The following is a 22,479-nucleotide window of genomic DNA, read 5'->3' as shown; positions in this document are numbered from 1 at the left end:
CCGTGATACGACGATCTGTCACGTTCTTAGGCCTTTTCAATACTGACCCAGGTTTGCTTAAAGGCCGGCACGCCGGTGACGGCATCTACATGTACGGCCATCAAGTCTTTGACCGGGGGTTCATTGAAATGCTCCGGGAAGAAGCAGGTGTTCGGCGCCTGTGCAATATCAGGCTGCACACCCAGCTGGAGCGAACCCCGTTCCGAGGTCACGCGAACCTTTGTGCCTTCTTGGAGACCCAATCGTTCCATGTCGCCTGCGTTCATCCGAAGCTTCCCGGTGTTCGGGGCAATGTTGATGAGTCCTGGCGCCTCTGTCGACATCTTGCCTGAATGGGCGAGCAATTGTCCCATCGCCAGGGCGAAGGGCCGTTTGGAATCGGTGACTGGTGCCGCGGCACGATAGCGAGTCTTTACTTCTGCGGCATACCCGTTTGTCAGATACTGATCGGGAGCCGGTGTGACTTTGCGCGGCTGGCCAAGGTTGTAGTACCCGGGCAAGAGTTTCATGATCTCGGCTTGAATGTCGTTGGCCGATTCATATTCCCACTGCGCTCCCAGGGCATTGGCCAGCGCGGTCATAATGTGCCAGTCGGGCAAGCTTTCCCCCACGGGATCCATGGCCTGGCGTACGCGCAGGACGCGCCCTTCGAGATTGGTAAACGTTCCTTCTTTTTCCGCGTAGGTGCAGGCAGGCAGGACGAAATGGGCTTGCCGACCGGTGTCGGTTAAGAAGGGATCTTGCACCACCAGCAGTTCGAGCCGTTCGAGCGCGCTGCGGACTTCAACCGAAGCCGGGAGTGTGGCCAAGGGGTTTTCTCCGATAACGTAGAGGGCCTTGATCTGACCGCTTTTGCAGCGCTTCAAAATTTCCATCAGGTTGGCGCCGGTTGCGGTGGCGGGTATCGCGGTCTCCCATGCCTTACTGAATCGATCGCGTGCCGCCGCATCGCTGTATCGGCCCTGACCCGGTAAGAATTCTGGCGCGACGCCCATGTCGACGGCGCCCTGCTCGTTCGGTTCTTCGGTCACGGTGTTGACGCCACAGCCGAGCTGGCCGAGTTTCCCGGTGATCCAGGCCAAATCGATTAGCTTGAGGACGTTCTGATAGCCGTCAGGACGCCGTACGATACCTTCGGCGCAGAGGAAAATCGAACGAGGCGCCTCGGCCAGGATAGCGGCGATGTCCCGATAGGTGTCGGCGGTGACTCCGGTGTACGTGGCAATCTGCTCGAGAGAGAGGCCGGCCAACGCGGCTTTCAATGCTTCGTAGGCTTTCGGGTGCTTGTTGACGGTTTGTTCGTCGACGAGATCCTGATCGATGGTGGCTTTGACGAGGCCATCGATGACCCACCCCTCTGTACCTGGCTTGATGAGGAACGGATGGGACGCCAATTTCCCGAGATTCGTGATGGTCGAATCGAGAGCGACGACCTGTGCTTTGTACACCCGGATGGCTTCCTTGATCCGGACAGCGGTCAGGGGGTTGGTTTCGGTGATGTTGGAGCCGATTAACAGAATGGCCTTGGCTTTAGTGAGATCTTCCCAGTCATTGGGAGTCCGGCCGAAGCCCAGAGCATGGCGAGAGGCATGCACGAAATTCATATGGCCGTAGCGGGCACTGCTGTCGAGATGGTTGCTGCCGAACACGGTCCGCATGAGCTTTTGGAACAGATAGAGCTCTTCGTTTGTGCAACGGGCGGTAATCAACCCGGCAATCGCATCCGCACCGTGTTTCTGTTTCACTTCAGTGAAACGGTCGACAACCTGGTGCATTGCTTCGAGCCAGGGTTTGGGCACGAGTTGGTTCCCCTCGCGCACAAGTGGCTGAGTGAGCCTGGCTTTACTGTCGAGATACTCGAATCCGAACCGCCCTCGTACACAGAGTCCGCCGTGTCCTTTGGCGGTTTCCTCGCGATCGCCCCACTTGTTTTTCCAGGACAAGGGAGAGGTCACCCGGATGACTTCGGAGTCTTTCGTCTCAAGATACAGCTGGCAGCCATCACCGCAATAGTTACACGTCGTGGCGGTCTTCTTCATCTGCCAGGGCTTGTAGAGGTACTTCGAATATTTGTTCGTGATCGCGCCGACGGGGCACACGGCGAGACAGTCGCCGCAGAATTCGCAGGACAGCGGGAGGTCGCCCTTCGCCACGACTTGGTTGAAGCCGCCCTTTTTCATGAATTGCAGGGCGTCGATCATCAGCACATCTTTGCAGACGTTGATGCATTCAGCGCAAGCGATGCAGCGATTCATATTGAAGTCGAGCACCAGGCTGCGAGTATCTTCCGGAATGAATTTCTGCTTGGCGCTGGCCAGGTTGGTCACACCGTGCTGAAACGCCATGTCCTGGAGTTCGCAGTGACCATCCGCATCACAGACCGGACAATCCAAGGGATGGACTGAGAGATGTTTTTCGACGGCTTTCTTTCGCGCAAGGAAGAGATCCTCTCCTTCCGTACGGATTACCATGCCGGCGGTAGCTTTGGCGGTGCAAGAGCGAACCGGGGCTTTCTTCCCTTCCTGCATGACGAGACACATCCCGCAGGAGCCGAATGGGTCGAAGGTATAGTGATAGCACATAGCCGGGATGATCTTGCCCGTGCTGGAGATGACGTCGTATAGCGAGACCCCGTCTTTGGCGGAGACGGCCTTTCCATCGATGCTGAGCTCGATGGTTGTCGCTTCGACGTCCGGGTTGGTGGCTGGCTTCAAGCCCATAGTTCGGATCCTTGCCTCTCTCAGGCTACCGGTCGCATTCGCCCATGACGATATCGTACGTGCCGAACAGCGTAATGGCGTCGGCGATCATATACCCGCGTGACATATAATCAAATGCGCCCATGTGGATGAAGGAAGGGGCGCGGATTTTCAGGCGATAGGGTTTCCCTCCGCCCGTACTGACAATGTGGAATCCCAGTTCACCCTTGTGCGCTTCTGTTCCGCAGTAGATCTCTCCCGGAGGGGCGTTGAAGCCCTGCGAGAAGAGTTTGAACTGTTGGATCATGGCTTCGAGATTGGTGAAGACGCGTTCTTTCGGTGGCAGGGTGACGCTGGGGACATCCGCCATGATCGGGCCATCCTGCATCTGTTCGAGACATTGCCGAATGATCTTCACGCTCTCGTAAAGTTCCATGACCCGGATCCAATAACGATCATAGGTGTCGCCGTTTTTCCCCACGGGAACACTGAACTCGCATTTGGGGTAAGCCGAATACGGCTCGTATTTGCGCAGATCGTAATCGACTCCTGATCCCCGCAAGGTCGGGCCGCTGAGGCCGAAGCTGACGGCATCTTCTGCCGAGACGACGGCAACCCCTTTGGTGCGGGCAACCCAGATACGATTCGTTTCCAGGAAGACGATGTATTCGTCGATCTTGGGTGGAAAATAGTCGAGAAATTTCTTGAGCTTGTCGAGTAGGGACGGTGTGAAATCGCGTTCGACTCCGCCGATCCGGTACCAGCTAGTGGTCAATCGGGCACCGCAGAGTTCATCGAACCAGTCCAACAGGATTTCCCGGTCACGGAAACAGTAGAAGAAGACAGTCATGGCGCCGATGTCGAGCGCTTGGGTTCCCAGCCAGAACTGATGGCCGATGATACGCTGCACTTCCGCGACAATCGTGCGGAGGTACTCTGCCCGATCGGGGACCTGGAGGTTCAGGAGTTTCTCGACGGCGCGGCAATAGGCGAAATTGTTGTACATCGCACAGACATAATCGAGCCGGTCCGTATGGGGAATGAACTGATGATAGGTGCCATCCTCGGCGAGCTTCTCGACACCGCGGTGGAGAAACCCCAGGACGGGCGTCGATTTGACGAGCCGTTCCCCTTCTAATTCCAAGATCACTTTGAGGACACCATGGGTGCTCGGATGCTGCGGCCCCATGTTGAGCAGCAGCTCCTCGGTCCGGAGCGTCGGGAGCGATTCGCTCTCCGGATGTTCCGGGTCGACTTTATAGACGGTGGTTCTCTGATCTTCAAATGCCATGGGCCAATCTCGTTCCTATCGCGGCACTTCGTCGAGAAAATCGAACGTGTCTCGCCAGCCTTTGCCGCGGAGCGGAAAATCCTTCCGCAGCGGATAGCCTTCAGTGTAATCGTCGGGCATGAGGATGCGGCGCAGGTCCGGATGATTGCGGAAGCGGATCCCCATCATGTCGTACACTTCGCGCTCCATGAAATCGGCGCCCTTCCAGATGTCGGTCAGAGAGTCGACGATGCAATCAGATTCCGGGACCCGGGTCTTGAGTCTGATGCGCTGGCGCTTTCGGATCGCATAGAACTCCCAGACCACTTCAAAACGTTCTTCGTCATCGGGCCAGTCTACAGAACTGACATGAACGATGTAGTCGAAGTCCATCCCTGGATCGTCGTGCAGAAACTGAGCGATTTCGTGAACCTTTTCTCGCGTGACGGTCACAGAGATATCGCCGCGCCATTCGGTGGATGACACAAAGCCCACAGGAAAGGTGTCTTGAACTCGTTGAGCTAGTTGATGCATCGGGCCGTTCCTAGACTTTCAAGCTGGCTTTGACCTGGTCTGGTTGCGTGACAAACACCCGCTTTTGCATAATGCGCTCTTGCAGCTTCAGGATGCCGTCAAACAGTGCCTCCGGCGTGGGAGGGCAGCCAGGGACATAGATATCGACGGGGACGAACCGGTCGACACCTTGGACGACGCTATAGCTGTCATAGATATTTCCGGAGGTAGCGCAAGATCCCATGGCGATAACATACTTAGGCTCCGGCATTTGATCGTAAATCTTTCGGATCACGGGAGCCATGCGCCGACAGACGGTTCCGGCAACAATCATCAAGTCGGACTGTCTTGGAGAGGCACGGAAGACACCGGCTCCGTAACGATCCATGTCATAGCGGGACGACACGGCCGCAATCATTTCAATGGCGCAGCAGGCCAGGCCGAAGGTCATGGGCCAGAGCGAGCCTTTACGCGCCCAGTTCACGGCTTTTTCGACGGTCGTGGTAATGACGTCAGGAGAGCCGTCTTTGTCTGGACGCCCCAGTTGGATCAGTCCCATTCAAGTGCTCCCTTTCGCCAGGCGTAGACATATGCGACCAGGAACAACGCAATAAACAACAGCATTTCAACGAGCCCAATGATCCCGAGCTTTTCGAACACGATGGCCCAGGGATAGAGAAAGATCACTTCAATGTCGAAGATCACGAACAGCATCGCAAAGACGTAATATCGGACGGGAAACGGCATGCGAGCGTCTGAAAATGGTTCAGATCCGCACTCATAGGTCGAGAGCTTTTCCGGCTCAGGATATTTCGGTTGCACAAAATAACTGAGCACCAGCGTGACCACCCCAAAGGCCAGGGCAATAAATATAAATAGGAGTATCGGGAAATACCTGGTGAGATACTCGAGCAGAAGGTCAAAGCCGGTCATCGTTCCCATCTCGCAAGATGTTGAACTGGAAAGAAGAGTCGAGATCTTAGTTCTGAGGTCTGGGGGATAGCAAGCGGACAAAGGACCTACAAAAATGGACCCGAAAGCCCTAGGCGACCCTATTGAAATCTGTTCAATGTGAAAAACGGAAACGTCCGATATATTACGTGGTTATTCCGTGTGAGATCCAAGCCCTCGCCAGTGGGGTAAGCGCTGCCTCAATGTTCCGTGGGGATGAGCTTACGATGGCTTCTTTGGGTTGGGCGTGCGGACTGTCCGAAGTTGAGTTGGGGGACTTCCTTGAGAAACGTCCCATTCTGCTTCCAATGGGGAGAACGCCTTCGCCTTCCGGCGTCGATGGATTTGGGTTTCGATCCGTGGTTGCTTCTTCGGATCGGGATCAGCCGGCGATTTAGAGAGTGTCATATCCACTGATGCCAATTCTCTTGGAGGAAGAGTCTTGATGCGATTTCTGTACGATAGCACCTCGCAAAAAGCTCAGTCAAACTCCTGTACAACCAGGAGAAATTCTTGACAATACCCTACTATTTGCTATGGTTTGCGAGGATCCACTCGCCTCAACCAAGGACAACATTTATGAAAACGACGACTTCTCTTTTCTTGGCCCTGGCATTGTCTGTGGTCACGGCGCCGGCTGGAGCCCAGTCGGTTGATACGAGCACCATACGATTTGGGGAAGGCGCCTTGGCATTTGCTGAGGGGGCGATTCAAAAAACGACGCCTCGCGATGGCATCGTGAATCTCATTACCGGTGACAATCAGTCGACCGGCGATCGAATGATTCTTGGACAACATGATGTGTTGTATCTCAAGCTCGATCATTCCCATGACGTCGCGCCGGGGGATCTGTACACCGTCTATCGTCGAGTCCGAAAAGTCTTTCACCCGGCCACGGGCGAGTATCTGGGGTTTGTCGTAATCCGGCTGGCGGTGGTGCAGGTGACGCAAGTGGATCATGCGCTGACGACCGTTGAAGTCGTGCGGAGCTACGGGGTGATTGCTCCTGGCGATCCCGTGATGCGTTTTGCGCCGCCGGTTTCTTCAGAAGAGCCCGCCCAAGTGAGTGATATGGCTGAACTTCGGGGAATGATCGTTGAGCTCCAGGCCGATAAGCCCATGACGCTGGTATCCCAGTTCGATGTGGTCTATCTCGACCGTGGAAAGGGAGACGGTCTGAAGAACGGAGATCTGCTGGAGGTGCAGCGCCACAGCCAGGGACTCCCGCCGCGGAAGATCGGACAATTGAAAGTGATTGCGACGGAGGGCCGGACGGCGACAGCGATGATCCAGAGTGCGACGACAAGAGTCATGAAGGGAGATAGATTTAAGCTAGCCGGACATTCTGTGCCGGCGTTGGTACCCGTCGAGAGCCCTGTTCAGCCACTGTCTCAGCCCAAGGCTCTGCAGATGGAGAAGACGGTGGCAGCGATTCCGTTGGATCTCGTTGCGAAGAAGCTGAAGGTGCATAATGCTGCCGGAGAAAGCCGATTAAATCTTGGCGAAATCACGAATTCACTTCGGTATGATTCAGGCGAAGCTTCAATCAGGCCGGAAGGATATAAAGTTCTGGATCAATTGATCGAGTATCTGCATACCAGCGGGGATGTGCGAATGATCCGAGTCGAGGGGCATGCGGACAATGTCGAAATTGGCCCGGCGCTGAAATCGCGGTATCCGAGCAATTGGGAGCTGTCCAAGGCCCGTGCGAACGGCGTGCTGCGCTATCTTGTCGAAAAAGGTGGATTGGACTCGGCTCGTCTGGCTTCCGTCGGGTATGGGGATGGCCGTCCAGCTGAGACGAACGCGACCGAAGAGGGACGGACCAGCAATCGGCGCGTGGAAGTTCTGCTCTACGCCCCAACGTCTACGGAGGCGAATTCTCCGCAGTCGGTTATGCCCAAAACGGTAGACAAACAACCTAGTGATCCGACCAGCTTGAGCGCAAAGGGCGAAGGTGATCCTGCGGCATTTGCCCCGCTGACACAGGATGGTGCCGTAGATCCTTCCGTATCTCGTGCAAGTGGGCAGGACGCACTTCTGGCAACCGATAGCCCGGGAACGCTCAGCCTTCCCGATTCTACAGGGAAGACGAGTGTCTCGGATCCGGCCGCGCAGGATCTAGCTGCACCCGCCGGTCGGCCTCTCGAGTAAGTTTCTTATTTCAAGGAGTGGGCGCAGGTCTCATGCGCCCACTCCTTGAACGGTTTCTCGGCGATCATCCCGTCCCCTCCTCTTCCCCTTCATTGTTCTGTCTTTCGGCGCACTGCTAGAATGCGTCATGCCTACTGAATTTCATCACGCTATCAATCGTCCGAATGTACCTGTTTTTGCCAATGTGATTGTCCCGCGGCATTTAACCAAGACGTTCACCTATCTGGTTCCGCCAGCGCTTGTAAACCGGGTTGTCGTGGGCCAGCGGGTTGTCGTGCCGTTTGGACGAACAACGTTGGAGGGGGCTGTTATAGGCCTGACTGGCGATTTGCCCGGTGGGGTGAATGTCTCCCAACTGAAAGCCATTGCATCGGTGTCAGATAGCGACGATCTGTCCGGGTTCCCTCCCGGGATGTTCGAGCTTTCGCGGCAAGTGGCCGAAGAATATATCGCTCCCTGGGGGCAATGTTTACGATTGGTCAGCTCGCCTGCCTCCAAGGTCGACCGACCGAAGTACTGCTACATGGCGACAGAAGAAGGGCGCCTGGCTTTGGCTCAAGGCAAGTGTCCAGAAGCTCACCTCCCGCTTTTCAAACGCATTGCGCGCAGGAAGAGCGGGCTCTCCGCTTCGACCATTCAGCTGTCTCGTCGTGGCTCTGACCGGCAAGCCCTCACGTTTCTTGAAGCTCAACAATGGATTGTCAGGAGTGAAGCCGCGGTCTCCAAACGAGCCTCTCGCGCCCGCGAGGATATGCACGAGCGTGAGCTTCCCAGCTGCGAAGGGTTCTCTTATCTTAGTCCGGATTCTGACGTGGTCCGACGGATCCAGGCATTGATACAGGCGGCACAGGCGGCAAGGGTTCTGATCGATGGGATGTTGGACTATCGACTCGGTCTCATGGCACGAGCGGCCCAAATTGCTGTGGAGCAAGGTCGGTCTGCTCTCATAATTGTCGGTGAAGTCGTTCGGGCGCAGTGGCTGGCACAGGCGCTGCGGGAAATTACGAACTGTCCTGTGGCGCTGCACCCGCACCGTGTTTCTGGAGCCGATGTGGAGCTGGATAGGAAGGGCGTCCCGCACATTATCGTTGGCACCCGCTCCGCGATTTTTTACCCCCTTCGATCGATCGGATTGATCTGGGTTGATGGGGAAGACAGCTCCGCTCTCAAAGAGCCTCAGGAGCCGCACTATCATGCGCGAGAGGTGGCATGGATGCGGGCGCAGCAGGGGGCTGCACTTCTGGTATATGGGTCGGCGCATCCGTCTTTGGAAGTGGTCAACGCGGGCGAGATCGAACGGTTTTCGCAAAAAAGAGAGGCCAACAGTTTCCCGTCTGTCGACGTGGTCGATATGAGCCGGGAGTATGGCGGAGTGCCATTCAGCGCGACCCTCGTGGCTGCTCTGCGTGCCACAGTCGCTCAACAAGATCGCGCGATTCTCTTTCTCAACCGCCGGGGATACGCCGGGGCTCTCGTCTGTCGCGATTGCGGATGGGTGCCACGCTGCCCTTCGTGTGCCGTTGCCTTCGTGTATTACCGGGAGTCTGCACGCCTCGCCTGTCGGTATTGTGGGCGTAAGGAGTCATTGCCTGAGATCTGTGGAGCCTGCGGAGCGTCGCGCTTAAGCCCGATTGGGGAAGGAACGGAACGAATCGAGCAAGAAGTCCGCCGGCTCTTTCCCGGGGCACGGATCCTCCGAATCGATCGCGATACGACTCGTGGAGTGGCGCCCACGCGTCAGCTGTGGCAACAAGTTCATGCCCGCACCTGGGATATCCTGATCGGGACACAGGCCTTGTTTCAACGGGAGCCTATCCTGCCGGTCGGTCTCGTTGGAATTGTCCATGCCGATTCCGGTCTGCACCTGCCTGATTTTCGAGCGGCTGAACGGACCCACCAGCTGTTGGTTGATGCGGTGAACGTGGCGCGGCCGGCTCCCGCTGGCGGGCGTGTCATTCTGCAAACCTCGCTGCCGATGCATCACGTCATGCAAGCGGTGGCGGCTCACGATCCGGCGAGATTTTACGATGAGGAAATTCAGGCGCGTCGTTCGTTGGGGTACCCGCCGGTTCAGCATCTCATCTATCTGACGGTGTCGGGGAAAGAGCGGCGGCTGACCGAGTTGGCCGCGCAGCGATGGGTGAGTGAGTTACAGAAGATGCTAACGGGTCGTCTATCTGCGACACCATCTGGATCTGGATCGGCGAAGCTGAGTTTCTCGGCTGATCCACAGAGCCAGGGGATTGTCGTTCTTGGACCGGTGGCGGCGACAGGGGTGGGTTCCGGAGGGACATTGGGGTGGCACATCATGGTGAAAGGTGGAGACCGCACGGTGATGCGCAACGGAGTCCGCTGTTCGCTCGAAGCGATGGAGCGAGCGTATCCGAGTCGGACTTGCAAGTTTAGCGTGGATGTCGATCCGGTCGATATGGGGTAAGAGACTATCGCTTTTTCTGGCGCGATGGCCGTTTGGTGGGTTCCGATGTGGTGGGATCGGTTAGAGAGGCCGGTGTTTCTGGCTTGCGTTTGAACAGGCCGTAGGAAAAAGACATCCAAAAGACCGAAGAGAACAGACCCAGGACCACGGCGGAGAGGATCGTCCCCATCTCTTCATCGGAGGGGCCGGCTGCGGCGGATTTGAGCTGTACCATCAGTTGCAGTGGCCACGCAAAACTTTCCAGCCCGAGCAGGAGTGTCGACCAGGCCCAAATCTCCGTGATGGTGCGGCACTTCCAATATAAAAACGCCCCGACCAGTGCGACCCACAGGGCGATCGCTTCCGGCGCCAGGGTGCCCCAGAGCAGCCAGAATCCTATGGCCACGACGAGCGTGCCGAGGCCGGTATTCAGCACCATGAGTTTGTGAGTGGCTGGAGGCATGGAGGCGGCAGTGTGCAGGGCAGGATGCCGTGATGTCAACGTGGACCGAGGGATGCGCGCGCGAACTAGTGACTGAGTTCAGATTGCGCCGCATCCAGCAGCGTCTGCATATCGAAGGGCTTCTGAAGGGTGCGTCGGGCTCCCAGCATTTTAGCCACATCGAGGAAATTCAAGATGCCGATCATGTCGCTACCACCGGTAATGGCGATGACACGCGAAGCCGGGAACTCGCGGCGCAGCGTCATGATGCTTTCAAGCCCGTCTTGATCGGGCATGAGAATGTCCATGATCACGAGATCTGTGGGTTTGGTTCGATACCGCTCCAGGCCCTGCTTCCCGTTGCTGGCTTCCTGTACATCGTATCCCGCTTGCTCCAAGGTCTCTCGGATCAGTTGGCGGATTTGATCTTCGTCGTCAACGACTAGGACTGATGGCATCGTGTTCCTCAACAAGTTCGCGGGCGAGTTCACGGTATCGCTGATGGGCTGACGGAGTCTCCGAGGCTGCTTGGTCCAGCACTTGTCTGATAGTGCGTGCCACATCCTGCAGCAGCAGCGGTTTTAGAACGTACTTGGTCAAGCCTTGGACTTGCTTGGCTTCTGCGGACAGCGTGTGCTCCGATCCTGAACAGAGAATGATGGGAAGATCTGGACGCAATAGGCGACAGTCTTTCGCCAGGGCCACGCCGCTCATGTTCGGCATCGTGACGTCGGTGATCAGAAGGTCGAACCGCTGGGGGGCCATGCGAAACGCCTGTAACGCTTCCGATGCACTCATGCGCACCACGGCATAGTATCCCAGCGACTCTAGCATCTCCCCTCCAAAACGGGCAAGGGATTCCTCATCGTCGACAAAGAGAACGCATTCATGCCCTTGCGGAAGCGGCTCTTCGGTGCCGGGGGAGACGGCAGGGGCGTTCTGGGCAGGGATAATCGGCAGGTAGACTTCCACGGTCGTGCCGGTTCCCGGGGCGCTGTCCACGAAAATGGTTCCCCCATGGGCCGTGATGATGCCGTGCACGACCGCGAGGCCCATGCCGCACCCTGTGCCAAGATCCTTCGTGGTAAAGAAGGGATCGAAGATGCGTTCCTGAATCTCAGGCAGCATACCTTCCCCCGTATCCTGGACCATCAGCCGAGCATAGGTGCCGGGTTCTAGTCGCGCCTGAGGGCCGACTCGCAGTTGTGCGACCTGGATTTCCTCCAGCGCGACGGTAAGGGTTCCGCCAGTTTTCTGCATCGCGCGCAACGCGTTCTCCACAAGATTGAGCAGCATCTGATGCATCTGAGACGAATCGGCGGACACCGGCGGCGTCGGCACATGGATGCGCTCGTTCAGATGGACCCAGGAGGGGACCAGCGGCCGGAGCAGTTTCAGTGATTCTTTGATGAGGATGTGCAACGAGAGCGGACGTTTGAGATGGCGTCCTTGTTGACTGAACGTGAGGAGTTGATGGACCAGGTCGCGGGACTTCCGTCCTGCGGCAATGATCTGATCGAGGTGTCGCCGGACCTTGTGATCTTTGGAGATGGCTTTGAGGGCCAGTTCACTGAACCCAAGGACGGCGGTCAGACTATTGTTGAACTCATGCGCAATTCCGCCGGCCAAGGTCCCGATCGCCTGCATTTTTTGGAGGTGTTGCGTTTGCGTAATGAGGTGTTCTCGTTCTTGTTCCGCCTGCTTGCGGGCCGAGATGTCTTCGTGCGTGACGACCAATCCGTCCCAGGGGCCGTGAAGCGGCATGACGGTCATGGCAAACCACCGAGCGTCAGTGGATGTCTGGCTGGGATATTCCAGAGAGAAGCGGTCGCGAGTCCCTGCCCGGACGGCCTCGATCCCTTCCAGCGCGTTCTGCGCCGTGGCATCGCCCCCTTGGGCCGCATTCTTGAGGCTGACAAGATAATTTTGCCCCGGTGAGATCGAAGCGGATTCGCCGGACGCGTTCGGTCCGAATTGCCGCCACGCGGTGTTGACGGCCGTGATCTGGCCGGCCTGGTCGAGCACGGCGACTTCAGCCGTCAGTGAATCGAGCACGGCTTGGTTCAAGGCGTCTTTTTCACGCAGCAGCTCGTCCAGAGCTTTGCGAGCGGAGATATCCACGATAGTGGCGAGGACATGAACTCCGGTCGACGTGCGCAGCGGGGCGAGTCCGATTTCAACGGAGATCTCCGTCCCATCTTTCCGTCGCGCGAGAAACTCGCGGCCTGCGCCCATCGGGCGAGAGACGGGTGAGGAGAAGAAGCTTCGGCGATGATCGGCGTGGGTGGACTTGAATTCACTCGGCACCAGAATATCGACCGAGTGGCCGATGAGTTCGCCGTGCCCGTAGCCGAAGATCTTTTCGAGCGTCGCATTCGCCAGCGTGATGGTGCCATCCTCCGAAGTCAGGAGAATGCCGTTGGGGGCGGATTCCACCACCAGTTGGAACTGAAGATCTCGTTCCTTCGCGATTTCCTCAATCAGCCTGTAGTCGGTTAAGTCTTGCACCGTTCCCGACATGCGAATGGGCTGATGGGTCTCATTACGTATGACGATGCCTCGGCATCGAACGAAACGGATGTCTTTACTCGGCCGGATGATGCGGCAGTCCACATCGTATGGAGTATCAAACTGAAGCGCGTTCTCGACGGCGGTGAGCACGCGGTCACGATCGTCCGGATGGAGGGCGGACTTAAAGATTTCGTACGTAGGTGTCAGGGACCCCGGCTCGTAGCCGAAGATCCGGCATTGTTCATCGGACCAGAGTTCTGTCTGATCGAGAATGTTCCATTCCCAACTGCCGAGATGGGCGATCGCCTGAGCGGATTGCAGATGGGCTTTATCGTCTTCGGGGGTGGCGTCGACCGGATTGTGCAGAGGTGTGTTGGAAAGGCGTAGGAGAACGGAAGCCTTGCCTTTCCAGAGCACGAGGGAGGCGGAGACCATGACCGGGATGACTTTGTGCAGTGTGTGCGAATCCAAGCAGACGACTCGCTCTTCGTATGAGGTGCGCGGCTCTTCTGAGCCGCGCAGGCGCTGCAGGCGGTGCCGAGCGGCCTCTTGCCGGTCAGGGGGCAGGATCGCCGCTAGGGGATTTCCAACGAGCTGTTCCGGAGAAGTCGCTCCGAGTAGTTCAATCCCGGCGGCATTGACGTACACAATGCGGTTGTCTTCGCCGATCACCAGAATGGCTTCGGCCATGAACTCAGCCAATAGGTGCGAGGGGTCGTGCGTGTGTTTGAGCGCGTCTTCTGCCTGCTGCCGCTGGGTGACATCATTCATCACCCAGATAAACCGGATCACGGTTCCCGCCCGATTCTTGACGGGGGAGAGCGTGATTTCGTTCCAGAATGGCGTGCCGTTCTTCCGGTAGTGGCGGACGGTGACGCGACAGGCCCGGCTGTCCTGAAGGGCCAGCCCGATTTTCTCCATCGCCGTGCGATCGGTGTGAGAGCCGTTCAGAAAATGTGTCGATTGTCCCAAGATCTCGCTCTCTGCGTAGCCGGTCAGGAGCCGGAATGCCGGATTCGCCTGGATGATCGGATGGCGGGGGACGGAGGCATCGGTGACCAGCACGCTGGCGCTTGTGGCGGCAATCACCCTCGTTTGAAGCAGCGAGTGCCGCCGTTCACGAACAAAGCCCCAGAGAGCCGCCCCGGAGAGCAGGGCGCTGCCGAACAAGAGGTTTCCGGTTACATCCATGCCAGGCTCCAATACGTCGCCAGGTGTGGCATGTGGGGCTTCGTGATCAGGCGTTCGCGGTTTGATCGAGGCCCGATACTCAGGCGCGACGGTTCCATAAAAAAGAGGCGCGCCAATTGATACGCAGAAGGGCCAAACAGCATCGCCGGGGAAGAGCAACGAGGGATAAGTGCAAAACAAACCATAGAATATGGATAAGTATAAAGAAAATCCTGCGAATAGCCTAGAGGTAGACGCGTGATCTGCAAAGAAAAATAGGACCTACCGAAGTAGAGCCGTCCGACTCCAGCTATTGCTTCCTCTTGGCGAAGAATGCAGCGGCTTGGGCCCGCCGTGTGACGCGAAGTTTCTGGAAGACATTGGCGAGATAATTTTTGACTGTTTTATCACTGAGGTTGAGGGCTGTGGCGATTTCCTTGTTGGTTTGACCTTCTGCGACCAGGGCCAGCACTCGCTCCTCTTGGGGAGACAAGGGCTCGGTTCCCGGAGGGACTGAGCCTTTGCCGATGCCGCGCAGCCATTTGAGCGCCCGTTCCGTGACAGAGGGATCGAGAATGGAGTGTCCTTCTGCCACCGCATGCACCGCGCGGAGCAGCGCGGCCGAATCGATCTCTTTCAGCACATAGCCGTGTGCGCCGGCCAGTACTGCGGCGAGGACCGAATCGTCATCGGCATAGGAGGTCAGAAAAATGACACGCATGTGGGGATGGGCCGCGAGAATTTCCCGGCAGGCATCCACGCCGGATCCGTCCGGGAGCCGCACGTCCATGAGAATGACGTCCGGATGCAGCTGTGCCGCATCCCGCACCGCATCGGTGACGGTCGAGGATTCTCCGACGACCGTGACGTGCTCGTGTTGGGTGAGGACGGTGCGAAGCCCGACCCGGACGACCTCATGATCATCGACAAGCAGCAGGCGGACCGCAATCGTTTTCACTTTCGGCATGGCGGGTCTCCTTCGGTGGATCGCTTCGGTAAATCGATGGTGATGCGGGTACCGTGTTGCAGAACGGATTTGATTGCGAACCGTCCGCCGATTTTCCGGGCTCGGGCCTCCATGTTCGTCAGGCCGTGCCCCGCCCCGCGCAGGCTGGCGGGGTCGAACCCTCTTCCGTTGTCGGCGATGGTGAGGCGGATGGATTGAGACAGCGATTTCAAGGAGACCGTCGTTTTCGTGGCGCCGGCGTGGCGGAGGCCATTGCTCAGGGCTTCGCGGACGATATGAAGTAGATGCAGCGCCTGTTCGGTGGAAAAGGTGTTGATCAGACTCTCATCGATCGTGAGGGCGCAGGGAATCGGATGGTCTGCGGTGAGTGTCAGCACCATGGTCCGCAGCGCCATTGGAAACGTGCTGCCCTGGAGAATTTGAGACTCCAGCCCGGCAATGAAATTTCGCACCTCGCTCATGACGCGATTCAAGTGTCCGATCGCCCGGTCCATCGACGCGGCGGCTTTTTTATACGACCGTTGAGTCATGAGGGGCTTGCAGGCTTCCAGTCCGAGCCCGACCGCGTAGAGGGATTGAAGAATGCCGTCGTGAAGATCCTGGCTGATGCGTTCCCGCTCATCGAGCGCGGAGCGGAGGTCGCGCTCCCGTTGCCGAAGCGTTTCTTCCATCCGTTTGCGTTCGGTGATATCGGTGCAGGCGCCGAGCACCATGGTCGCCCGGCCCGATTCATCAATGATGGGTCGTCTGACGGTTTGAAGCCAGCGGGTGCGTCCCGCCGCGTCGGTGATCATTTCTTCAGGAACAAACTGTTCGCGAAGAGAGTCCAATACTTCAAGGTCGATGTTTCTGAAGCGTGCGAGTCCCTGTGCATTGGAATGGAAGTCCGCATCGGTTTTGCCGGTCAGCTGGTCTACCGTGGTGCCATAGGAGTCGGCCACGGCCTTGTTGACGAGCGTAAAGCGTCCGTCACGGTCTTTCGCATAGATGAAATTGGGGTCGGTGTCGATGATTTGCCGGATGAATGCATGGGAGCGCCGCAGGTCTTCTTCAGACTGCTTGATCTGTGAGATGTCATGGGCGACGCCGATGATGCCGATCATGTGGCCGGCGGCATCGCGGTAGGGGGCCTTGGAAGTGAGATACGTGATGCGCTTCCCATTGGCGAGCGTACTCTCTTCTCTGGTCTGTATGCATCCGGTCGCGATGGTCAGCCGGTCGGTGTCTTGGCAGCAGGCGGCGAGGTCGGCCGGCCAAATAGCGGTGTCGTGCTTCCCGACGATCTCCTGAGGGGACAGCCCGACGACACGGGCACCGGCGGGATTCATATGGAGATATCGCCCTCCCAGATCTTTGACAAAGACGACGTCCATTGTGGCGTCCATGATGGCCGAGAGCAAGGCATGATTTTGCCGAAGCGCATCCTCGGCCTGTTGTTTTTCGCTGATGTGACGGCTGCGTTCGATCTCGACGGCGATTCGCTGGCCGATGATCCGCAAGAGTTCGTGCTCCTCGTCGGCGAACTCGCGCAGGGTGCTGTCGAGGAGGCAGGTGACGGCGACGACGGTGCCGTGATTGTCCAACGCCGGGAACCCATAGTACATGTACGCGTCGTGGTCTTTGAGCAGCGTCGCGTGAGGAAAGCGCTCCATGACGCGGTCATACATCTGTCTATCTTTGGCGTGCACAACGGTGGCGCAGGGGGTAATGTCCAAGGAGGAGCGCTCCTCGCTCCTCACAATCTGGCCGTCGATATAGATCGATTTAAAATGCAGTTCTGCGCCGACGATTTCTGATAAGCAGACAACCTGAACGTCGAAAAGTTCGCCGATGATACGGACGACTTGATCGAACACCACGGCCGGATCGCCCGACAGTGTCATGCTGAGCTCAGAGAGTTTCTTCAGTTGTCTGACGCGGGAGGCTTCCCGCTCGGCGAGCTGCTTCCGTTCGGTGATGTCTTCGATGATGGCGACCATGTGATGACCCGTGTTCCCGCGAAGGGGAAGGCTGGTGGCATTCACCGTGACCCAGATGGGCTGTTGGTTTTTCCGAATATACCGTTTTTCCAGCCGATGGCTGGTCCGCTCTCGATGGGCTTCAGCGGCCAGGGCCAAGTTGGAGCCGCGATCGTCCGAATGGATGAAGAGGGCCGAGGTCTGTCCGAGAATTTCTTCCTCGCGGTATCCCACCAAGTTGCAAAAGGCTTGGTTCACCTTCACATAGCAAAAATGTTCGTCGAGCAGCGCGATCCCTAGCGGCGCGCCTTCGACCAGCAGCCGGAACCGTTCTTCGCTTTGACGCAAGGCTTCTTCGGCCTGCTTGCGCTCCCCGATATCCCGAATGATGGCACAGGTGTATTCGCTGCCTTCGTACTGCAGATAGCTGATGGTGACTTCCGTGTCCAGCACGCGGCCGGTTCTCGACCAGTGCTTCGATTCAAACGTCAAGGCGCCGTTCTTCTTCAACTCTTCCCAATGGGCTGCCCACGCTTCCAGAGTAAAGTTCGGGTCGATGTCGTGCACGGTCATGTGCGTGAGTTCATCGCTGGTGTATTCGAGCATGCGGCAAGCCGCCTCATTCACGTGTAGAATGTTGGCGTTCTGGCCGATCCAGAAAAATGCCTCGACGGCATGATCCACGGAGAATTGCGTGAGTTTCAGCGCTTCTTGGATGCGCCGAAGGTCGGTCAGATCTTCGTTTAGAATCACGGCGCCGATCGTGGTCCCGGACTCATCCTTCACCGGGACTGTCGTATTGCGAATCGTTTTCCTTCTGCCATCGAGATCCTCCAGGTCCAAGGTCTCGTTGAGCGAGGCCGCTCCTGTGGTGAGCGCGTGGCTCAAGGCCCAGCGGTGGGGTTCACTGGCGGGCTCCAGTGTCTCCCACCAGCCGGACGGGTTTTCCTGGGATTGCAACCCGACTTGCTTGATGTTCGACCAGATCTGCTTGGCGGCTGGATTGGCGAGGAGGGTCCTGCCGGTGCGATCGGTAAACCAGACGCCGATCGGCAATGAATCGAGCACGGTACGGAGCTGGCGCTCGCTCGTGGTCAGGGCCTCCTCAGCCTGTTTGCGTTGCGTGATATCGAGCATCGTCCCGACGATCTGCAGGGTGCCTTGTCCATCGTCGTTCAAACGGGCGCGGTTCTCGATCCAGCAGTAGCTGCCATCGTGGCGGCGGAGACGATACACAAACGTCTGGGCTCCATTACTGAGCAGTTGCGGCATCCCCGTCGTCATGATGTCCGGATCATCGTCGGGATGAATCGACTGGTCGAGGCGATCGGGATTGGTCAGGATATCGGTGCTGGTGTAGCCGAGCAGCTCGTAGACGTTGGGCGTAATGAAGGTAATGGGCCAGCCGTGTCCCACCTGCCGGGTATAGACCACGGCCGGATTGTTTTCCAGGATGAAGGTCAGCCTCGTTTTCGACCGGCGAAGCTCTTCTTGGTCTCTTTTGCGCTCGGTGATGTCGCGCACGAAGGCACAGTGGAATTCCTGCCCTTCGTAGGAAAGATAGTTGACCTGTATTTCGACCGGGAGCAGGTGGCCGTCGCGGGTTCGATGGGACGTTTCGAAAACCATGGTGCCCCGTTGTTGCGTCTCTGTCCAAAAGTCCGGCCACATGTCGGCCTGGAAATCAGGATTGAGATCATGGATGGTCATCGTGCAGAGATCCTCTTTCGAGTATCCCAGCATCTCGCTGGCCGCCTCGTTCACATCCACAATGTTCGCCTGCGGATCGATCCAATAAATTGCCTCCACGGCGTGATCGATCGTGAATTGTGTGAGTCGTAATCGGTGCTCCGCCTGCTTGCGTTCGGTGATGTCGCGGATGAAGGCGGTGAACATCGGCTGGCCGTCGACGTACGATGCGGCAATGGCGAATTCGACAGGAAATTCGTGCCCGCTTCGATGAAGCGCGAAGAATTCAAAGCGGCGGCGTATCGTCGAACTCTTGCCGCCTTGCAGCAGGCGCTCCATCCCCTGGGTATGGGCCTGGCGGTATCGAGCGGGGATAATGGTTTGTTGTAAGGGCAGCCCCAGTGCGTCTTGAGCGGAATAGCCGAACATGGTCTCCGCTTGGGGGTTCCAGCCAATGATGCGGCTGTGTTCATCGATGGAGATGACGGCATCCAACGCGGTTTCAAGAATAGCACGGGTCCGCGCTTCATTTTCCCGAAGCGCCATGTCGGCTTGCTTGCGGGCGGTAATGTCCTGACAGGAGCCGGACATGCGGAAGGGGCGGCCCTGCTCGTCCCACTGAGCCTGGCCACGGCCGCGGACCCAGAGGTACGTGTCGTCGTTTGTCCGTAGGCGATACTCGATATCATAGGGAGCGTGGTGGCCTTCAACGTGCGCGGCAAGCGCGGCCATGACCGGCGCGGTGTCATCGGGATGCAATCGGGCCGCCCACTCGCCTACGGTGGTAAAGCGTTCTGCGTCGGAGAGCTGTAACCACTGGCGGATCCGGGGCGACCACCACAAGTGGACAGCGGGATCGGTCCAGTGATGGTCGGTACCTACGCGGGCGTCCCAGAGGGCATCGGTGGAGCCCTCTATCGCCAAGCGCAGCTGTTCTTCGCTCGCCACGAGTGCCGCTTCGGCCTGTTTGCGTTCGGTAATGTCGATCGCGATTCCACCGATGAATCCTGGACTCGTCGATTCGCTTGGGATTTTGTATTTCTTGACCAGCCAGTGGCGAGTCTCGTTTTTGTGGAGCGTCGTTTCGACGATTTCCAGGGGGTGCTCCTGCATTCTGAGCGCCTGATCGTGCTGGCTGAGTACCGCGGCGATGGGGGGAGGGAACAGCTCCTCATTGGTCTTGAGGTACCAGTCGTTGCGTTTCAAGCCGAGGACCTGTTCGAAGCCCTGGTTTGCAAATATGTGGCGTCCGGCGGCATCTTTGATAAACGCGGCGCCCGGCAGATGCGTCATAAATGACGCAAAGCGCGTTTCGCTTGCACACAGGGCTTGTTCCATCAATTTGCGATCGGTCACATCCGATTCCGAGCCAGTCATACGGACCGGGGTACCGTCCTCTGCCCAGAGGGCCACGCCGCGATCCAGGATCCACATGTAGGATCCGTCTTTGCGCTGGACCCGGTACTCTTCGCAAAAGGCGGAGGTCTGTTTGGTCAAATAGCGGTCGATGCTCTGGAGCACATGGTCCAGATCGTCGGGATGGATACGGCTGCGCCACTCGTCGATGTGGTTGCGCACTTCATGGTCTGCGAAGCCGCGCATGGCTTTCCATCGGGCTGAAAAGAAGATCTCTCCGGCGTGGATGTTCCAGTCCCAGATCCCGTCATTGCTCCCTTGCACCGCCAGGTGCCAGCGTTCTTCGCTGGTCCGGAGCGCTTCTTCTGTGTGCGTGCGCGCGGTGATGTCGAGGGCGGTTCCTGCCATGCCGATCGGATGTGCGGTGGCATCGCGCTGGACGTCTGCGCGCATGTGAATGACGCGAATGTCCCCGTTCGGTCTGACGATTCGGCATTCCAGATCGAGCGGGGATTTCCCGAGCAAGGCGTCATTGACAGCCGCCAGCACGCGGTCGTGATCGTCAGGCAGCAGCGCGGCCAAAAACGTGTCGTAGGTGACGGCGATAGCGCCCGGCTCATGCCCGAAAATGCGGAATTGCTCCTCCGACCAATTGGTCTCCCCGCTCTCTATATCCCATTCCCAACTGCCTAAATGAGCCAGTGCCTGGGCCTCCAGGAGATGTTGGCGCTGATGGTGTAAGGACTCGGCTGCTTCTGTGCGTTCCGAGACATCCCGTCCGATTCCGGTGATGCCGATGATCTGGCCGGACGAATCCCTGAGTACCGCGCCGGTCCAATGATACGGAATGGTGTGTCCGGTGCGTGTCAGAAGATGCCCGTCGAGTTCAGCATGTCCCTCCATGAACGCCTGCTGAATTGCCTCGGCGGTCTGCGCCCGTTCTTCAACGGGGACAAACGCCAGCGCAGGTTTGTTGAGGAGTTCCTCCGGTCGGTATCCCGTGACGGCGATGAGGCGACCATTCCAGCGGATCAGGTTGCCGCCGGTATCGAGGGTAAACATAATGTCGGGAACGGTCTCCGTGATATTTTGGAGATCGGCGAGGGCCAGCGACCGTTCGTGTTCGATGCGCTGTCGCGCCGTGATATCCCGGATGATCCCGCACGTATAGCCGTTCCCTTCATGTTCAAGATAGGTCACTGAGGTTTCAACGGGAAATACCGTCCCGTCCTTGCGGCGGTGAACGGACTCGTAGATGGCCGCTCCGCCCTGCTTGATTTCATCGAGCCGGCGCTGAAAACATTCGGGATCATGGTACGGGGCAATATCGGCGATGCGGAGGCTCAGGAGTTCGTCCCGTGAATAGCCCAGCGACCGGCATACGGCATCGTTGGCATAGATAAATCGTCTCGATTCATCGGCCCACAAGACGCCGTCCACGGCGTGATCGACCGCAAACTGCGTGAAACGGAGCCGGTGCTCAGCTTCATCCCGCGCTGCTTCGGCCTGCGTGCGCTGGAGTTCCGCTGCCACACGCGGGGCAAACACCCGGAGCAGCGTCTGCAGCCGCTCCCGATGGGCGATGGGTTTGGTGTCCATGACCACGATGAGGCCCACGACCTTCCCTTGTTTGTCTCGTATGGACACCCCTGAGTGGCTTTCCACTCCCATCGCCGCCAGCGGGGGAAAGTTCGGGAACAGCGCTTGGACGCCTTGCTCGAAACACCAGAATGATTCGGTCAGTCCGGTTCCACATGGAGCCGGCGCGAGGTCGTACTCGAAATTATCAAGAAGGGTTCCTCCTGAGGAGACTGCGAGGGTGCGGATGCGTGCGGGGGTGCGTTCGAGCACCTCCCCAATGATCGTGTATTGCATGCGCAGCGTGGACGTGAGCTGCATGGCGAGGGAGGCAAAGAAATCATCGCCCGTGTCGGCGGCGGTCCCTTCCATAATGGCTTGTAGGAGGTCTGCTTGTTGACGGAGGCCCTGCAACTCGCTGTCGAGTCCCTGCTGCCTGGTCTGCGTGGCCTGATCCCGCTCGGCCAATTCTCGCGCGAGGTCGGCGACCTGTGAGCGCAACGATTCCAGCTCGGGAAGGTGTCCGGTCCCACTCATAGCGCGGCTCCTTGCCAGGTGATGCGGATGGAACGTGTGTGCTGCGATTGGCCTAGGGGAGTTTTCTCATGTGCCCCGTTGTGAATCAATGGAGTAAATCCACGGTTCATCGGGGGCCTGTCCCAATTGGAGGGGGAGCAACGAGATATCCAGAGCGGTGGGTGCAGATCGGATTGCGGAAACCGCATCGCACACTCCCACATGGTGATTCTGAATCAGGAGGCCGAAGCCGGTAGCATCCTCCGGTAGTGTCCTATGGACCGCCTCT

Annotated in this window: 12 protein-coding genes; 2 read left to right on the top strand and 10 right to left on the bottom strand. The window is 58.0% G+C overall.

Annotation, left to right across the window (positions count from 1 at the left end):
- Window positions 1-26: 26 nt before the first annotated feature.
- The 5 genes from NITLEN_RS06790 to NITLEN_RS06770 are packed head-to-tail and all read right to left on the bottom strand — an operon-like array spanning window position 27 to window position 5,415.
- Window positions 27-2,720 carry a molybdopterin-dependent oxidoreductase gene (locus NITLEN_RS06790; protein WP_121988849.1) on the bottom strand — a complete coding sequence of 898 codons (2,694 nt, stop codon included), beginning with the start codon at window positions 2,718-2,720 and terminating at the stop codon, window positions 27-29.
- A gap of 25 nt (window positions 2,721-2,745) precedes the next feature.
- A complete protein-coding gene (gene nuoD / locus NITLEN_RS06785; RefSeq protein WP_121988848.1) occupies window positions 2,746-3,990 on the bottom strand; it encodes an NADH dehydrogenase (quinone) subunit D in 1,245 nt (414 codons plus the stop codon).
- 15 nt (window positions 3,991-4,005) lie between these two features.
- The gene (locus tag NITLEN_RS06780) at window positions 4,006-4,503 is read right to left on the bottom strand and encodes an NADH-quinone oxidoreductase subunit C (protein ID WP_121988847.1); all 498 of its coding nucleotides are present in this window, start codon (window positions 4,501-4,503) and stop codon (window positions 4,006-4,008) included.
- Window positions 4,504-4,513: 10 nt separating this feature from the next.
- Window positions 4,514-5,041, bottom strand: a complete 528-nt coding sequence (locus NITLEN_RS06775; RefSeq protein WP_121988846.1) for an NADH-quinone oxidoreductase subunit B — start codon at window positions 5,039-5,041, stop codon at window positions 4,514-4,516.
- Window positions 5,032-5,415 carry an NADH-quinone oxidoreductase subunit A gene (locus NITLEN_RS06770; protein WP_121989381.1) on the bottom strand — a complete coding sequence of 128 codons (384 nt, stop codon included), beginning with the start codon at window positions 5,413-5,415 and terminating at the stop codon, window positions 5,032-5,034. The genes NITLEN_RS06775 and NITLEN_RS06770 overlap by 10 nt, the downstream gene beginning before the upstream one ends.
- Before the next feature lie 597 nt (window positions 5,416-6,012).
- Here NITLEN_RS06770 and NITLEN_RS06765 point away from each other — a divergent pair.
- Window positions 6,013-7,587: an OmpA family protein gene (locus NITLEN_RS06765; protein WP_121988845.1), complete on the top strand. Its 1,575-nt coding sequence runs from the start codon at window positions 6,013-6,015 to the stop codon at window positions 7,585-7,587.
- Between the two features lie 127 nt (window positions 7,588-7,714).
- On the top strand, window positions 7,715-10,024 hold the full coding sequence (gene priA / locus NITLEN_RS06760; RefSeq protein ID WP_121988844.1) for a replication restart helicase PriA: 2,310 nt from the start codon (window positions 7,715-7,717) through the stop codon (window positions 10,022-10,024).
- A 4-nt stretch (window positions 10,025-10,028) separates the two neighbouring features.
- On the opposite strand, the gene NITLEN_RS06755 is transcribed toward priA, so the two are convergent.
- The 5 genes from NITLEN_RS06755 to NITLEN_RS06735 form a co-directional block, all read right to left on the bottom strand.
- Window positions 10,029-10,466 carry a hypothetical protein gene (locus NITLEN_RS06755; RefSeq protein WP_121988843.1) on the bottom strand — a complete coding sequence of 146 codons (438 nt, stop codon included), beginning with the start codon at window positions 10,464-10,466 and terminating at the stop codon, window positions 10,029-10,031.
- A 65-nt stretch (window positions 10,467-10,531) separates the two neighbouring features.
- Window positions 10,532-10,903, bottom strand: coding sequence for a response regulator (locus NITLEN_RS06750; protein WP_121988842.1), 372 nt, complete (start codon window positions 10,901-10,903; stop codon window positions 10,532-10,534).
- Window positions 10,881-14,147, bottom strand: coding sequence for a PAS domain-containing hybrid sensor histidine kinase/response regulator (locus tag NITLEN_RS06745; protein WP_121988841.1), 3,267 nt, complete (start codon window positions 14,145-14,147; stop codon window positions 10,881-10,883). The genes NITLEN_RS06750 and NITLEN_RS06745 overlap by 23 nt, the downstream gene beginning before the upstream one ends.
- A gap of 289 nt (window positions 14,148-14,436) precedes the next feature.
- Window positions 14,437-15,093: a response regulator transcription factor gene (locus tag NITLEN_RS06740; protein ID WP_121988840.1), complete on the bottom strand. Its 657-nt coding sequence runs from the start codon at window positions 15,091-15,093 to the stop codon at window positions 14,437-14,439.
- Window positions 15,081-22,211, bottom strand: a complete 7,131-nt coding sequence (locus NITLEN_RS06735; RefSeq protein WP_121988839.1) for a PAS domain S-box protein — start codon at window positions 22,209-22,211, stop codon at window positions 15,081-15,083. Before NITLEN_RS06735 ends, NITLEN_RS06740 begins: the two co-directional genes overlap by 13 nt.
- Between the last annotated feature and the right edge of the window lie 268 nt (window positions 22,212-22,479).

The sequence above is a fragment of the Nitrospira lenta genome, assembly GCF_900403705.1.
In the GTDB taxonomy this organism is placed as follows: Bacteria; Nitrospirota; Nitrospiria; order Nitrospirales; family Nitrospiraceae; genus Nitrospira_D; species Nitrospira_D lenta.
This window is presented reverse-complemented; position numbering and strand designations above follow the sequence as displayed.

What these genes read in the sequence shown, in the direction of transcription:
- NITLEN_RS06790 (WP_121988849.1), bottom strand. Translation starts at nt 2,720, where the DNA reads ATGGGCTTGAAGCCAGCCACCAACCCGGACGTCGAAGCGACAACCATC.
- nuoD (WP_121988848.1), bottom strand. Translation starts at nt 3,990, where the DNA reads ATGGCATTTGAAGATCAGAGAACCACCGTCTATAAAGTCGACCCGGAA.
- NITLEN_RS06780 (WP_121988847.1), bottom strand. Translation starts at nt 4,503, where the DNA reads ATGCATCAACTAGCTCAACGAGTTCAAGACACCTTTCCTGTGGGCTTT.
- NITLEN_RS06775 (WP_121988846.1), bottom strand. Translation starts at nt 5,041, where the DNA reads ATGGGACTGATCCAACTGGGGCGTCCAGACAAAGACGGCTCTCCTGAC.
- NITLEN_RS06770 (WP_121989381.1), bottom strand. Translation starts at nt 5,415, where the DNA reads ATGACCGGCTTTGACCTTCTGCTCGAGTATCTCACCAGGTATTTCCCG.
- NITLEN_RS06765 (WP_121988845.1), top strand. Translation starts at nt 6,013, where the DNA reads ATGAAAACGACGACTTCTCTTTTCTTGGCCCTGGCATTGTCTGTGGTC.
- priA (WP_121988844.1), top strand. Translation starts at nt 7,715, where the DNA reads ATGCCTACTGAATTTCATCACGCTATCAATCGTCCGAATGTACCTGTT.
- NITLEN_RS06755 (WP_121988843.1), bottom strand. Translation starts at nt 10,466, where the DNA reads ATGCCTCCAGCCACTCACAAACTCATGGTGCTGAATACCGGCCTCGGC.
- NITLEN_RS06750 (WP_121988842.1), bottom strand. Translation starts at nt 10,903, where the DNA reads ATGCCATCAGTCCTAGTCGTTGACGACGAAGATCAAATCCGCCAACTG.
- NITLEN_RS06745 (WP_121988841.1), bottom strand. Translation starts at nt 14,147, where the DNA reads ATGGATGTAACCGGAAACCTCTTGTTCGGCAGCGCCCTGCTCTCCGGG.
- NITLEN_RS06740 (WP_121988840.1), bottom strand. Translation starts at nt 15,093, where the DNA reads ATGCCGAAAGTGAAAACGATTGCGGTCCGCCTGCTGCTTGTCGATGAT.
- NITLEN_RS06735 (WP_121988839.1), bottom strand. Translation starts at nt 22,211, where the DNA reads ATGAGTGGGACCGGACACCTTCCCGAGCTGGAATCGTTGCGCTCACAG.